The 14,002-nt window shown below is 33.4% G+C and carries 23 protein-coding genes; 12 read left to right on the top strand and 11 right to left on the bottom strand.

Translation table 11 applies throughout. From position 1 onward, the window contains the following. Positions 1-336 precede the first annotated feature (336 nt). Both CY0110_RS01525 and CY0110_RS01520 read right to left on the bottom strand, forming a co-directional pair. Complete coding sequence (locus CY0110_RS01525) at positions 337-684, bottom strand: type II toxin-antitoxin system PemK/MazF family toxin (RefSeq protein ID WP_008272906.1); 348 nt, start codon at positions 682-684, stop codon at positions 337-339. After that, entirely contained in the window at positions 668-853 is a 186-nt protein-coding gene (locus CY0110_RS01520; protein WP_035798094.1) for a hypothetical protein, read from the bottom strand. Before CY0110_RS01520 ends, CY0110_RS01525 begins: the two co-directional genes overlap by 17 nt. Positions 854-1,001: 148 nt before the next feature. Here CY0110_RS01520 and CY0110_RS01515 point away from each other — a divergent pair, with 148 nt between their 5' ends. Beyond that, positions 1,002-1,232, top strand: coding sequence for an addiction module protein (locus tag CY0110_RS01515; protein ID WP_008272902.1), 231 nt, complete (start codon positions 1,002-1,004; stop codon positions 1,230-1,232). Continuing rightward, complete coding sequence (locus CY0110_RS28265; protein ID WP_071943745.1) at positions 1,216-1,515, top strand: type II toxin-antitoxin system RelE/ParE family toxin; 300 nt, start codon at positions 1,216-1,218, stop codon at positions 1,513-1,515. The genes CY0110_RS01515 and CY0110_RS28265 overlap by 17 nt, the downstream gene beginning before the upstream one ends. Positions 1,516-1,575: 60 nt before the next feature. Here CY0110_RS28265 and CY0110_RS01510 read toward each other — a convergent pair whose 3' ends face one another. The 7 genes from CY0110_RS01510 to CY0110_RS01480 all read right to left on the bottom strand — a co-directional run bounded on the left by CY0110_RS01510 (position 1,576) and on the right by CY0110_RS01480 (position 3,861). Continuing rightward, entirely contained in the window at positions 1,576-1,800 is a 225-nt protein-coding gene (locus CY0110_RS01510; protein WP_035798267.1) for a DUF6887 family protein, read from the bottom strand. A 31-nt stretch (positions 1,801-1,831) separates the two neighbouring features. Continuing rightward, a complete protein-coding gene (locus CY0110_RS01505) occupies positions 1,832-2,053 on the bottom strand; it encodes a BrnA antitoxin family protein (protein WP_008272895.1) in 222 nt (73 codons plus the stop codon). Positions 2,054-2,057: 4 nt separating this feature from the next. Beyond that, positions 2,058-2,351: a BrnT family toxin gene (locus tag CY0110_RS01500; protein WP_035798089.1), complete on the bottom strand. Its 294-nt coding sequence runs from the start codon at positions 2,349-2,351 to the stop codon at positions 2,058-2,060. A gap of 24 nt (positions 2,352-2,375) precedes the next feature. Continuing rightward, complete coding sequence (locus CY0110_RS01495) at positions 2,376-2,615, bottom strand: type II toxin-antitoxin system HicB family antitoxin (protein ID WP_008272892.1); 240 nt, start codon at positions 2,613-2,615, stop codon at positions 2,376-2,378. Next, positions 2,615-2,836: a type II toxin-antitoxin system HicA family toxin gene (locus CY0110_RS01490; RefSeq protein ID WP_035798086.1), complete on the bottom strand. Its 222-nt coding sequence runs from the start codon at positions 2,834-2,836 to the stop codon at positions 2,615-2,617. Before CY0110_RS01490 ends, CY0110_RS01495 begins: the two co-directional genes overlap by 1 nt. Positions 2,837-2,903: 67 nt before the next feature. Beyond that, a complete protein-coding gene (locus CY0110_RS01485) occupies positions 2,904-3,302 on the bottom strand; it encodes a hypothetical protein (RefSeq protein ID WP_050779935.1) in 399 nt (132 codons plus the stop codon). A gap of 55 nt (positions 3,303-3,357) precedes the next feature. Then, entirely contained in the window at positions 3,358-3,861 is a 504-nt protein-coding gene (locus CY0110_RS01480; RefSeq protein ID WP_035798083.1) for a DUF6232 family protein, read from the bottom strand. Positions 3,862-4,072: 211 nt separating this feature from the next. Here CY0110_RS01480 and acnB point away from each other — a divergent pair, with 211 nt between their 5' ends. From acnB to CY0110_RS01440, 8 genes are all read left to right on the top strand, one after another. Beyond that, a complete protein-coding gene (acnB, locus tag CY0110_RS01475; RefSeq protein ID WP_008272883.1) occupies positions 4,073-6,682 on the top strand; it encodes a bifunctional aconitate hydratase 2/2-methylisocitrate dehydratase in 2,610 nt (869 codons plus the stop codon). 54 nt (positions 6,683-6,736) lie between these two features. Further along, positions 6,737-6,985: a type II toxin-antitoxin system RelE family toxin gene (locus CY0110_RS01470; protein WP_035798080.1), complete on the top strand. Its 249-nt coding sequence runs from the start codon at positions 6,737-6,739 to the stop codon at positions 6,983-6,985. Between the two features lie 15 nt (positions 6,986-7,000). Then, positions 7,001-7,204 carry a hypothetical protein gene (locus CY0110_RS01465; protein WP_008272880.1) on the top strand — a complete coding sequence of 68 codons (204 nt, stop codon included), beginning with the start codon at positions 7,001-7,003 and terminating at the stop codon, positions 7,202-7,204. 99 nt (positions 7,205-7,303) lie between these two features. Then, positions 7,304-9,118, top strand: coding sequence for an ATP-binding protein (locus CY0110_RS01460; RefSeq protein WP_232285668.1), 1,815 nt, complete (start codon positions 7,304-7,306; stop codon positions 9,116-9,118). A 52-nt stretch (positions 9,119-9,170) separates the two neighbouring features. After that, positions 9,171-9,434 (top strand): type II toxin-antitoxin system HicB family antitoxin, encoded by a 264-nt coding sequence (locus CY0110_RS01455; RefSeq protein WP_035798077.1) that lies wholly within the window; start codon positions 9,171-9,173, stop codon positions 9,432-9,434. Beyond that, a complete protein-coding gene (locus CY0110_RS01450; protein ID WP_035798075.1) occupies positions 9,427-9,666 on the top strand; it encodes a type II toxin-antitoxin system HicA family toxin in 240 nt (79 codons plus the stop codon). Before CY0110_RS01455 ends, CY0110_RS01450 begins: the two co-directional genes overlap by 8 nt. Before the next feature lie 55 nt (positions 9,667-9,721). Beyond that, complete coding sequence (locus CY0110_RS01445) at positions 9,722-10,063, top strand: XisI protein (protein ID WP_035798073.1); 342 nt, start codon at positions 9,722-9,724, stop codon at positions 10,061-10,063. A gap of 67 nt (positions 10,064-10,130) precedes the next feature. After that, entirely contained in the window at positions 10,131-10,589 is a 459-nt protein-coding gene (locus tag CY0110_RS01440) for a universal stress protein (RefSeq protein WP_008272873.1), read from the top strand. Between the two features lie 57 nt (positions 10,590-10,646). Here the strand turns inward: CY0110_RS01440 and CY0110_RS01435 are convergent, their stop codons facing one another. Beyond that, a complete protein-coding gene (locus CY0110_RS01435) occupies positions 10,647-11,177 on the bottom strand; it encodes a DUF4330 domain-containing protein (protein WP_008272869.1) in 531 nt (176 codons plus the stop codon). Positions 11,178-11,384: 207 nt separating this feature from the next. Between CY0110_RS01435 and CY0110_RS01430 the strand changes: the two genes are divergently transcribed. After that, a complete protein-coding gene (locus CY0110_RS01430; RefSeq protein WP_232285667.1) occupies positions 11,385-11,789 on the top strand; it encodes a hypothetical protein in 405 nt (134 codons plus the stop codon). Between the two features lie 53 nt (positions 11,790-11,842). Continuing rightward, positions 11,843-12,493 carry an imidazoleglycerol-phosphate dehydratase HisB gene (gene hisB, locus CY0110_RS01425; RefSeq protein ID WP_008272861.1) on the top strand — a complete coding sequence of 217 codons (651 nt, stop codon included), beginning with the start codon at positions 11,843-11,845 and terminating at the stop codon, positions 12,491-12,493. Between the two features lie 42 nt (positions 12,494-12,535). On the opposite strand, the gene stpA is transcribed toward hisB, so the two are convergent. Beyond that, a complete protein-coding gene (gene stpA / locus CY0110_RS01420; RefSeq protein WP_008272854.1) occupies positions 12,536-13,807 on the bottom strand; it encodes a glucosylglycerol 3-phosphatase in 1,272 nt (423 codons plus the stop codon). Positions 13,808-14,002 lie beyond the last annotated feature (195 nt).

Raw genomic sequence — 14,002 nt, 5'->3', positions numbered from 1 at the left:
TAGGTGCTTGCCCCTCAAACTATCACAAGTTGATCATTTTTATAACTATTTTTTAGAAAAATATAATGACTAAACTAAATTTTTTAGTTTAAGTTAACTTCTAATTAACCTGAGTTTAGTCAACGACAAACTCATCAGTCATTGCGAGGGGTAATATAAATAGTTAGTTTTAAGTCTAACTAACAACACCCAGAAGCAATCTATAAAACAGTCAACAGAAAAATAAAGATTGCTTCGGGGGAATGATAACAAAACAGAAAACTATACTAATCGTTCATTCCCCTCGCAATGACAATCAAAAAATCTAGAATAAATTTATTAATCTTTAGTATGTAGTTAATCTAATAAATAAAGAGACTTTCTAAGAGCAAATTTTACTTTTTCGATAGAGTTAGATGATAAAATACCTAGTTTTTTTTGAGATACTGTTTCATTGACAGTTGCTATCTTATCTGCTCTAATTAAGGAAGTTTTCTTAAGTCCAGTTAGCTTAAATTCAGGATCTTTATCAGAAATTAATACCCAAGTCTCCCGTAGATTTTCGTTAGGTATTTTTGAAAATATTCCTAAGATAATTGCTTCTTTTCGATGAATAGCAATAACTAAAGCTGGTCTAAGTTTAGTTGCTTGTAAATTACTAAATGGGAAAGAAACTAACCAAATTTCATTAATTTTCGGTTTCATTATTATAAATATCTTCCTCTGGATCATTCCATTCTTGGAACCCTGTTTCTGCTAGTTTCATCAAATCTTGTGTTTGCATAGTTTCTTGTATTTCATCAATTAGTTGCTTTATTTCTTCTACGGGAAGTTTCATAATTATTTCTTTAATTTCTGCTTTGGTTATACTCATAGTCACGGTTTTGTATTTCGATATAACTATTTTAGCTTAAAAACTGATCAAGCACAGCGAAAAGCGGATCTCTTCCATTAAGATCGCTACCTGATCAATATTTTTTTGTTAAACTAGAATAAGATCAAAAACATATTTTAATGAATCTATGAATAAACTACTATCTGCACAAATTGCTTCTCTTACCATTCCTGAAAAACTTGAATTAATCGCAAATGTTTGGGATAGTATTATTATTGATGCTGATCAAGTTCCTTTAACTGAGTCGCAAAAACAAGAGTTAGATAGACGATTAGAAACTTATCAAAATATTGAAAATCAAGGGTCATCTTGGGAAGAAGTTAAACAAAGAATTATAGAAAATAATTTACAAAGTTAAGATTTCTGATGAAGCAGAATTAGATTTAGAGAAAGCTTATCAATGGTACGAAACACAAGTCAATCAACTGGGTTCTGAGTTTATTCGTAAGGTTGATGATAGTTTAAGTTCGATTCAAAAAAATCCTTTTGCTTATCCTCTTATTTATCAAAATGTTAGGCGAAAATTATTATCTAGATTCCCTTATGGGTTATTTTATATCGTTGAAGATGATCTAATTTTCATTATCGCTTGTTTTCATGTTAAACGTGATCCTAAACAGTCGAAAAAGAGAATCAAGTAAATAATCATTAATTTTCATGTTATTGATCTCCATAAATAAACTGTAATTACAATTATATCTTTAACTTTCAGGAACTTTCCTATCCTTATCTTTCTTAATCTTATCTAAAAAATCTGGATAATTATCCATGTCTTCTATTGAATCTAGCGGCGGATTATTTATCCATTTTTTTTCTGTGTCAACTCGATCAACAAAAGTATAAAAAGCTTCATTATCTTCTCGATGAGATAAAATATATTTTCTCAAATCTTTAAGATTCATTGTTTTAACATCAGGTTTAGTCATCAGCATAAATCCGAAAAATAATCATTAATTCTTATGAATTTTGCTGTTTTCTTGTTTCGTTAGCATACATTTTTAAAGCTGTATTAATTTTTGTTTGGTATTGTTCTCCATGTGCAGCAAACCATTCCCAAATATCTTGATCAATTTCTAAGGTAACTGATATTTTTTTCTTTGGCATTCTCAGGGTTGCATTTGCAAAAAAATCATCATCTAAGGGAGGAATATCCGAGGTGTCAATGTCATTATCTGTCATTTTCTCAATTCTCTCCCAGTTGGTTTCTGATGTATTTTGTGAATTTGATTTGTTCATGTTTCAATGCTTTCCTTAATGAAATAATACGGATAACGCTATCATTAAGTTCTATGAAGACAACAACGACAATATACTGTCTTAAGAACCCGATTTCAATATAACGCTCTTCTTCATAGTTTTGTCGTGAATCTAATTCTATTAACATTGGAGATTCAAAAATTTCCCAAGCATCAATAAAATCAAAACCATGTTTCTTGATATTAGTTTGATGTTTCTTTTCATCCCATTGAAAGTCCATGTAACTATTTTAGCTTAAAATTTATCAAGCGATTACCACTTTATTAGTGTTTAGTTGATTAACTGATAAAGGTTGAGGTAAACTTTTACCATCTTCTTTGTATTCTTCTATCAGTAATTCTAAGACTTCTTGAGCATTTTTTAATGCTTCTTCATAAGTATCTCCATGAGTATGAAACTTCTGAGTAGGAAACTCTGGTAAATGAACTAAATAACATTGATCTTCATCTGACCAAAGAATAACAATAGTATAAGGTGATTTCATCATTCAGACTCCTTATTTTGAATTTCTTTTAATTTAATGAGTGTTTCTTCGACTTGCTTTTCTAGATAACGTGTAGCATCATCTCCATCTTTTCCTGCTATGGTAATAGGATATTCTGGTAAAAGAGGATGATACCAGCGACTATGACTACCTTTAGCAGAACGATACACAAAACCTGCTTTTTTTAGCAAGCGTTTTAACTCTCTAATTTTTTTAGGCATAATGAGATAAAATGCTAATACATAGTCATAGCAGTTATAAGATAGAGAATGATAACTTTAAATAAATCTAAAATCCTAAGAGAGACACTATCGCCGACAAAAGCTTGTGACATTCTTCCACTAATTGAGTGGCTGTTGGCAATTCAGAAATGAGTCCCTTCAAAAATCTTAATGACTTTTTCCCTGATTTTTTAAGTTGCTCATTTTTAGGATGTTGTTCTATTTTTGAGATAGATTCTAGTTCTTTGATTGCCTCTTTTTTATCTTCTTGTTGAATTTCAGGAATTGCAATTATTACTGCCTTTAATTTGTTAATTAAGTCTTCCAGTTGAGAATATTCTTGTACTGGATCATTTTCTTTTCCACTATTTATACTTGAGTTTTTACCCATTTTAATAGTTGAATGATCACCTGCGATCGCATTTCCAACAAGTGAGCCATCTACAGTAATTTTTCTGTCGTTCATAACACTGCTACCTCCATAAATAACTTATAAATGTTTAAATAATTTTAGGAATATTCTAATTAATGTGGCTTCCATCTCCTGCAACTGCATTACCTTGAAGATCACCTTCAACATTAACTGATCTATTACTCATATCTATATAAATAGTACCTTCTTGAGAAGTTTCCATTAAATCATAGAGAGCATTTACGATATCCATCAAAAAGCTTTTATCATTACTGGTAAAAATGTGGGATTGTCCTGAGTTAAAATATATTATTAATCCATAATATTGAATTTGTGTAAAATGCTTATACAGTAAAAAGATTGCTAGAGCAAGTAATCCAATTCCCACCAACTTATTGAAATTAATAATAAAAAGACCTACTATGGTTATTCCAATAACTGTTGACCAAGATAAACGAGCCTTTGGAATTTCACCCACCTTAAATCCCGTCATATTCCTAAATTGATATACAGAAGAACCGAATTTAACAGAGTTTTTTGTTATTATTATTTGCTTTGCAGACTCAAATACTCGTTTGTCATCTGTTGGATTAATGATATCTGGAAACGCCATTTTTTTTCTTAAAACCTCTCAAGATTCCCATTTTAATTATAACAAGTTCAAAAATAGAATTGTCCAGAGAATACCATAGAGTTTGTCAACATTTATCAACTTCTCTTGACACAAATACTTAACGTTACAAAGCGCAAACGCTCAGAAACTCAGTAAACTGATAACAAAACGTTATGATAGCCAAACCCTAAACAACCGAAGGAGACACTCAATGTTAGAAAACTATCACAAACACGCAGAAGAAAGAGCAAAACTTGGTATTCCCCCCTTACCTTTAACCGCAGAACAAACATCGCAACTATGCGAACTCTTAAAAAACCCCCCAGAAGACAAAAAAGAAGAACTGTTGATGTTATTACGGGATAGAGTTCCCCCTGGTGTCGATGAAGCAGCTTATGTTAAAGCAGGGTTTTTAACCGGAGTCGCTAAAGGTGAAATAACCTGTCCCCTCATCTCCCCTCAAGGTGCAGTAGACTTATTAGGAACCATGATGGGAGGCTATAATGTACAATCCTTAGTAGAGTTGCTCCAATCTTCGGATAGTAATATTGCCTCAGAAGCAGCCACCGCATTAAGCAAAACCCTGTTAGTGTTTGACGCATTCAATGATGTTTTAGAACTTTCCGAAAGCAACCCCTACGCTAAACAAGTCATTGACGCATGGGCCAATGCTGCTTGGTTCATCAATAAACCCAAAGTCCCCGAAACTATTCGCGTCACCGTCTTTAAAGTGCCAGGAGAAACTAATACAGACGATCTATCTCCTGCACCTCATGCAACCACCCGACCCGATATTTCCCTCCATGCGTTGGCCATGTTAGAGTCAACCATGCCAGAAGGGATCGAAACCATTGCTAGACTCAAGGAAAAAGGCTATCCTGTGGCCTATGTCGGGGATGTAGTGGGTACCGGTTCCTCTCGTAAATCAGCCATTAACTCGGTTTTATGGCACATTGGCCATGATATACCCTTTGTCCCCAATAAACGGGCTGGTGGCTACATTATCGGCGGGAAAATAGCCCCTATTTTCTTCAATACAGCAGAAGACTCCGGCGCGTTTCCCATTGAATGCGATGTTTCAGAAATGGAAACCGGCGACGTTATCATCATCTATCCCTACAAAGGAGAAGTCGCCAACGAAGAAGGAGACGTTATTGCAACCTTCACCCCGAAACCTGAAACTATTTTAGATGAAGTTCGGGCTGGAGGACGCATTCCCTTACTCATCGGACGGGCGTTAACGGATAAAACCCGTGCAGCGTTGGGACTCGAACCCAGTGACATTTTTGTACGTCCTAGTATGCCAGAAGATACTGGCAAAGGCTTTACGTTAGCCCAGAAAATGGTAGGTAAAGCTTGTGGTTTACCTGGGGTTAGACCGGGAACGTCTTGTGAACCGATGATGACCACTGTTGGTTCTCAAGATACCACAGGACCCATGACAAGAGATGAGTTGAAAGAGTTAGCTTGTTTAGGGTTCAATGCAGACTTAACCTTACAAAGTTTTTGTCATACTGCTGCTTACCCCAAACCCGTCGACATCAACACCCATAAAGACTTACCAGACTTCTTTGCAACCCGTGGTGGTGTGGCGTTGAAACCGGGTGACGGTATTATTCACTCTTGGTTAAACCGGATGTTATTACCCGATACAGTAGGAACCGGGGGAGACTCTCATACTCGTTTTCCTTTGGGTATTTCCTTCCCTGCTGGTTCCGGTTTAGTTGCGTTTGCAGCAGCATTAGGGGTGATGCCTTTGGATATGCCAGAATCAGTATTAGTTAAGTTTACTGGAAAGTTGCAACCCGGTGTAACGTTAAGAGACATTGTTAATGCTATCCCTTGGGTTGCCATTCAAGAAGGTAAATTAACTGTTGCCAAAGAGAACAAAATTAATGTTTTCAATGGTCGTATTATGGAGATGGAAGGATTACCTGATTTAAAAGTTGAACAGGCTTTTGAATTAACCGATGCAACAGCAGAAAGGTCCTGTGCAGGGTCAACCATTAAGTTAGGAAAAGACACCATCGCTGAATATTTACGCTCCAATATTTCCTTAATTAAAAATATGGTTGCACGGGGTTATCAAGACTCTAGAACCTTAATGCGTCGGGCTGCAAAAATGGAGGAATGGTTAAAAAATCCCGTGTTAATGGAAGCAGATGAAACGGCAGAGTATGCTGATGTTATCGAAGTCAACTTAAACGAGATTAAAGAACCCATTGTGGCTGCACCTAATGACCCTGATAACGTTAAATTAATGTCAGAATGTGCAGGGGATAAAGTTGATGAGGTGTTCATCGGTTCCTGTATGACTAATATTGGCCATTACCGCGCGGCTGCCAAAATTTTAGAGGGTGCAGGCCGTATTAAATCTGTTTTATGGATTTGTCCCCCAACCCGAATGGATGAAAAACAGCTACGAGAAGAAGGTATTTATGGAGTGTTTGCTGCATCAGGGGCAAGGACAGAAATGCCGGGATGTTCTCTATGTATGGGCAACCAAGCAAGAGTAGAAGACAATGCGACAGTGTTTTCTACCTCTACCCGTAACTTTAATAATCGTATGGGTAAAGGGGCGCAAGTTTACCTCGGTTCGGCAGAGTTAGCTGCGGTATGTGCCTTATTAGGAAAAATACCCACTGTTGAAGAATATATGGAGATTGTTACCCAAAAAATTGATCCCTTTGCCGATGAATTGTACCGTTATTTGAACTTTGATCAAATGACAGGATTTGAAGACGAAGGACGGGTTATTCCGTTAGATGAAATGCCCAAAATTGAAGATATTTTAGGTATTCCAGCCGGTGCTTTAAGTTAACATCGTAAGGTGGGCAATGCCCACCTTAACCTAAATTTTTGAGTTAAAGTAAATGTGAAGTATCAAGTTAAATTTAAGCCCAAAGCTATCAAAAAATTGGGAAAATTGTCATCCCAGGACAAAACTCGAATTATTGCTAAAATTGAAGCAATGATAGATAATTTACAAGGAGATGTTAAAAAGCTAACCAACTTTTTTCCACAGTATCGATTACGAGTCGGTAATTATCGAGTATTATTTGATATTGAAGATAATACTTTAATAATTTATCGAGTTAAACATCGGCAAAATGCTTATAATTAAACTAAGGAGACAAAAATGATTGAATTACATCCTGAATTTTTAACTAAAAATGGTAAAAAAGAATTTGCTGTTTTATCTTATGAGGAATTTATTAAAGTTCAAAAGTTGTTAGAAGACTTAGAAGATTTAGAGGATTTAAGGCAAGCAAAAGAAGAAGAAAAAGATAGTCCTTCTTATTCATTAGATGAAGTAAAGGAAATGTTGAATATTAAAGATTAAGTAGAAAAAAAGTAGCCAAGATTAAAAACTTATTCGATATTGATACTTTCTTTAATACACAAGTTTTTTATAGTTTGCATACAAAATTAAAGATCAAAAATGTCTAAAAAATATCGTTCTCAAGATCCTAATCAATTAGAACTAGATTTATGGAATACCTCCATAACAGAATTAAAGGATATTTCTCACAAAAATACTAATCAAAATACATCATCAAAATTGTCCAAAACAAAACAAGAGCCAAAAATAATAGAAGAGGTAGAAGAAACAGAAGTAATCGAAGAAAAACTAATAACAAATAAACCTAAGAAAACTAATGATTTATTTTTACCATTTACATATGAAGAAATTTTGAAGACAATTGGAAAAGATAAATCTAGACTTGTTGATTTAATTGTTCCAGTTACTCACTTTGAAGAACAAATTATTCAAGTTGTTCTAGATATTGAAAATGCTGGTTATTTGCTATTCCTATATGGTGTATCGGGAGTTGGAAAATCAACTTTTATTAGTTCACTTAAATTTCAAAAATATATTCCAATACAATCAATAGTCTCTATAGATGCTAGTGAATTAGAACAAGAAAATCAAGGTGACATAAAATTAAAGGAATTACTTAAAAAAATAAAAAAAGAGGCAATTGATTTCTTTTCAAAAAATAATAATATAAACGATAAGCTATGTATTGTTATTGATTACTTAGAAAATTTAAAAGATGAAGATAATAATAATGTAAAAGCTTTTTTTAGAGACTTAAATGGATTGCTTCGTAAGTATCCGATTCTCATGATTTGGCCTGTAACAGTTAGAGAAGACTTAGAAAATATGCAAGAATTTGCTAAAAGCTTTTCTAGCACTATGTTTCATAGAAAAAGACCTGTTATAGATTTTACTGGCCCTCCTTTAGATGAATATCCAAACATTGTTAAAAAAACAATCATGTTTTTTAATGAAGGTAAAAATTGCTATGAATTTCAATTAACTGATAATGATCTTGAAAACTTAAAGAAAAAGTATGAGAGTAAACCACGAGAAAGACATTTGATTAGAGATTATCTAAAAGATATAAGAAGTCTTTGGGAGCAAAGAACTGATTATATATCCCGAATTGCCAAAAATGTTCCTAAACCAACAGAAGTATGGTTTATATTTTCTTATCCCGTAGCAGAAAGTGTAGTAGCACGCTTTGCCAAACAGACTCCAGATATAATCAATGAAATATGGAATGCAGATTATAAATCTTTGTTTGTATATATTAGTGAGAATAATCAAAGAAAAGCAGATTGGAGTCCCCAACGCCTAACTTTAGCTTTAAGTAGTCGTATGTTAACTACTAAAATTATGTATTTACCGACAAATTCTTTAGTAAGCTGTATTGCATCTTATGCAAGAGACGCAGAAATTCCTATTACTAATAAAGATTGGCTCGATCCAGACCAGTATAGTATTAAAAGAAATTGGTTACAAAAAAATAATGCGAAAAAAACACTTCAAACAACACCATTATATTTACAATTATCCGGTGTTTCCATTACATTAGGAAAACGCAAAAGTGGAGCTGTACCAACAGGTTTAAAAAATGCAAAACAAGCCTTTGAAAAAATTAATGAAGATATATCTCAAAATAAAATTAGTGATCAAAGGTTCAATAAAGCTATATGTTTAGCTTTAAAAGATGTATTTCGGTACTCCAAACATGAGCTTAATTTTAAGTCAGAAATAAATCATCCTCATTTGACAAATATTAAACCTGATATTTTAGTAGATATGGGTGAAAAATTAGTTTGCTTAGAGTTTTGTTATACTAATAACAGTACACCAGGTTATCTTGCTGATTATGTTTTGAAAAAACTCAATAAATATATGAAACAACTAGAAGATAATTTTGGAATATCTGAAGATTTATTAAGTTAATATACCATTATTTTGTTATAATTAATACTGAATATTAGAAATTACAAATCAAATGAACTTTTACACCATTATCCTTAGAAAAAGTACAAATTATTGGGTTTCACTATGTCTCGAAAATGGATTAGTGGGACAAGGAGAAACCCCAGAACAAGCTATTGATAAACTAAAAGAAGCCATTGAATCTTTTTTAGAAGTTTCTAATAGTGAAGAAAATGTTTATTCTCGTCCCCTTCATATTGATGAACTCCATGAATTTTTAATGATTGAAGATTCAGAATCTTCTGAAATCTACGAATTAAGAAAAGTTTATGCCTAAAAATATTCCTTCTCTTAAACCCAAAAAACTTATTAAAATTCTTGAAAAAGGAGGTTGTCAATTTTATCGAGAAGGAAAAGGAGATCATCGCTTATATATTCGAGAAGTTGATAAACAGCGTAGAATTGTTCCTATCGATATCGGTGCAAAAGAAATGTCACCTGCTTATGTTTTACGCATTTTTAGACAGTTTGGTTTTAGTGATGAAGAAATTGAAAACCTGTTGAAATAAATTAAAAAAGCGATCGCCTATAATAAACATATACACTAAAAGAGGAGATTGTTAAATGGATAAGTTAGTTAATTATCGTCAAATTATCAAAAAAATTTTAACACAATATGATGAGATTGCTAATCGTTCATCTAAAAAAAAGTATGAAACTTGTTTAATCTTTGATGAAAATCATGATCATTATTTGTGGATGTCTATAGCTTGGGTAAATCATAAAAGAATTAACAACACTCATGTTCATATACGAATAAAAAACAATAAAATCTACATAGAAGAAGATTGGACAGAAGAAGGTATCGCTACGGAATTATTAAGAGAAGGTATCCCAAAAGAGGATATTGTTTTAGCTTTTTATGATCCCGAAACTCGTAAACATACAGACTTTGCTATTGCTTAAATACTGATATTTAACTAACAAAAATAGATATAATTGAATTATTCAAGTTAAACGATAAAAGAGGATAATGATGTACAAAAAAATATTAGTTGCGTTAGCTTCTCCTGATGACTGTCAAACACTTTTTCCTAAAGCGTTAACAATAGCGAAAAATAATAATAGTCTTTTAAAGCTATTTCATTGTATTAACTCAGAAGTTTATTTTACTCCTTACGGAACCTTTACCACAGAAGAAGTCACCCAATTACTTCCTCAATGGCAAGATAGTTTAGAAGGAGAACAAAAACAAACAAAACAATGGTTAACAGAATACACTCAAAAAGCATCCTTAGAAGGAATTTCCACAGAATGGGATTGTATAATGGGAAATCCTAGTTCTTCTATTGTTAAATTAGCAAAAAATTGGGATGCTGATTTGATTATTATGGGACGTAGAGGGCTAACTGGTTTAGAGGAAATGTTATTAGGAAGTGTGAGTAATTATGTGGTTCATCATGCCCCTTGTAGTGTATTATTAGTTCAATAAAAAAAGTCATAAACCGTAGAAAGTTCATGACTTTACGATCAGCAAATAGTGATGTTTTTAGTTCATAATTCTGACAGCAATGGTACTGGTATTAAAGTTATAATCTTTACCTTCTAACTCGATTAAAGTACCGATTTTAACTTTTTGTTGACCGACAACAGCACCAGTATCGGTTATTTGTGCATCCCCTCTTAAGGTAAGAATCATGTCTTGAAAATAAACAACTTCTGGTCTAGGATCAGGGAGAGCTTTAACGGAGCCATCTGGCTGAGGTACGACAGTGGTTCGAGGAAGAGGTTTAATATCCTTGATTTCAAACTCCCCAGAAGGTTGATTACGGATAACGATATTCGTCTTTTTCGCCTCACTAAACTGATTAATCAGTGCATCGGGATCACTGACTCCTAAACCCCGTACAATGACATCGACTTCGATAGGTTTACTAGCAACTTGAGCAATGGTACTGGTTCCAGACTTACCAGGAACGACAAAAATGCCCACAATTACTAAAAAAATGGCTAAAGCAGCCCCTAAATCTAGGATACTAATTTTTCCAAATAGACGGCCTTTAGAATCTAATAGTTTCATAAATATACTTCAGTTTGTGTGAAAAGTAGGGTTATAACAAGATAGTCAACTGTCTTTCCTATAGGGAATAGACAAATTGCAGCAATTCTATCATAGTCTTTACCCATTGGATATAGACGACGGTTGTTTTGGTCAAAAGTATCCCGAACCCTAGAGAAATTGCTATCCTAAAGATAAATTAATTAATTAATGAGGAGGAGATAAACTTTGATAAATTACTTTAAATCAATTATTTTTCTTGGTGTATTTGCTACCATTCTACCTTTTAGTTTTCCGAGTCTTGGGTTAGAAACCAATGTTAATATTAATCCCATAGAAATTGCTCAAAATAGAAATCCAGAAACTTATGTTAAAGTTCAGGATATGAATAGTTTAGTGATGCAAATAGACGAAGGTGACTATCGATTTAGAGGTATATTAAAACGGGTTGGATCTAAAGAATTTATGGGTAATGATCGTCAATCTCGTGTGGTTTTTGATCCTTATAGTGGTCATATAGTGGTGTTTAATGTTGCCACAGGAACGGAATTTTATAACTATTATATTGATCCTGTTTCGGGTGTAGGAGAAGATCCTGATACTATGTGTGATCCTGAAACAGAACCTTGTTAAATGTCATAATAGAATTAACTCTAAAATTATTGTTTTCAATTAAAACTAAATCTATGCAAACTCAACACAATCCTCGTAGCAATTCTTCTCCTATTATTTCACCTTTTCCTGATAGAATAGCTACAGTTACTCGTACCACTAAAGAAACCGATGTACAAGTTAGTTTAAATTTAGATGGTCAGGGTAATTGTACAGCAGAAACAGGTATTCCTTTTCTTGATCATATGTTACATCAAATTGCTTCTCATGGCTTAATTGATTTAGAAGTTAAAGCAACCGGAGATATTGAAATTGATGATCATCACACCAATGAAGACGTAGGAATAACCTTAGGTCAAGCATTAAGAAAAGCATTAGGCGATCGCAAAGGAATTGTTCGGTTTGGTCACTTTTTAGCCCCTTTAGATGAAGCTTTAGTTCAAGTTGCTTTAGACTTTTCCGGAAGACCTCATTTAAGTTATGGTTTACAAATTCCTACCGAAAGAGTGGGGACTTATGATACACAATTAGTCAGAGAATTTTTCGTTGCTATTGTTAATCATAGTCAGATGACTTTACATATTAAACAACTCGATGGTATCAATTCTCATCATATCATAGAAGCGACATTTAAAGCCTTTGCAAGGTCTATGAGAATGGCTTTAGAAATTGATCCCCGTCGCGCCCATTCTATTCCTAGTTCAAAAGGGGTTTTAATGGCTTAATCTTACTGTAGGGGCTTAATAATATTAAGCCCAATCATTTAATTATTGTTTTCGCTTTTTAGCTGCTTCTTGGAAACACTGAATATACTGTTGATATCCTCCAGGAAAAGCAACATTTAAAGTTAAGGGATCAGCTTGATCTCTGGGATCGCCAGGCCCTTCAACGACATAATTTTGACCGTTATTTTCTTCAAGTTTAAGGGCTTTTCTGTTTTTAACTTCCCCTGCGCTACTATCAATATAAACGATCAGATTACCAGTGTTAAATTCTTGACCAATTTCTTGAATAAGTTGTAAAAATCCGCGATCGCTTCCTCCTCTTCCAAAGCTTAAGTTACCATTTTTTTCTACTGCTTTACTGGTAACAGTATCCCCTACACCGACAATGGTTGGCATTTGTTCAGGATCAAAATTATCTTTAATTAAAGCAACTAATTGATGATGATTTCTTGGGGCATTTCTCACACTAAAATCTTCCCTTAGGGGATATTTCCCCGTTCGTTGATAATAGTAACGGTTCAAAATCCCTAAAACACCTACCTCTTTAATACCTCCTTTTAACATAAATTGAAAGTCTGTGGTTCCTGAATCTTTTCCTTTCGCTTCTTGCATTATTTCTTGTCCTGTTTCATCTCTTCCTAAGTTGGGCGCATAATGAACAAAAAAGGAATTTTCTAATCCTTCATCGGTAGCTTTTGCTAATAAATCATCCATTAATTGTTTAATGTGTTGTTGTAGTTGAAAATAATAATCTTCTTGTTCAATAAATACCTCATGAAAGACGTTTAAGTTAGCAGTGGGAGAGACTTTATTATCTAATATAGATGCTTGAATATAATTAGCGATCGCCTTATCATCTAGATTAGGATTATTATTAGCAAAAAAGTTTTTAAAACTTGCTTCAATATACTGAGGAACCCTTGCTAAAAAGTCTAATTCTTTATCACTAACCCCAGGGTGAGAAACGTTACCATGACGATCTTGCCATTGGACTCCACCCCCTGCTAAACCAGGTAAATAAAACCCTTTTTCTTTAACTAAATTCTGATCATCATAAGCACGTTCTATAATTAAATTCACCCCACGTTTTCCGATATGTTCCCCATTGGTTAACACATAAAAATGTCCGTTAAATGATCGCGTTGCTTCGATATAATGAGTATCCATAACTCTCGTTAAAGGATCTTTAACTAACCCCATACAAACCCCATCTAGGTCTTGTATAATTAATAGATTGGGTTCATTGGCTAATACATTGATTAATTCTTCATGATCCAAGGATAAAGTACGTTCATGGAGGGGTAAAGAAGACATAGACATGATTAAGTTAAAATTAGAATTCTACAAAGCGATCAAAAGTCTTAAATTTGTTTTTATTGTATCAGAAAATGGTTTTTAAATACTTGTAACTAGCAAAAATTACTTATTTTTTCTTAAGAAGATTATTATTAGGTTAAAGTTATAATAATAAATCATAGCTACTTAAATTCTTTAGGCTGGATAACTGCT

It is taken from the genome of Crocosphaera chwakensis CCY0110, from assembly GCF_000169335.1.
Taxonomy (GTDB): domain Bacteria; phylum Cyanobacteriota; class Cyanobacteriia; order Cyanobacteriales; family Microcystaceae; genus Crocosphaera; species Crocosphaera chwakensis.
Note: the sequence above shows the minus strand (reverse complement) of the source record. Positions and strands in the feature narration are given on the sequence as shown.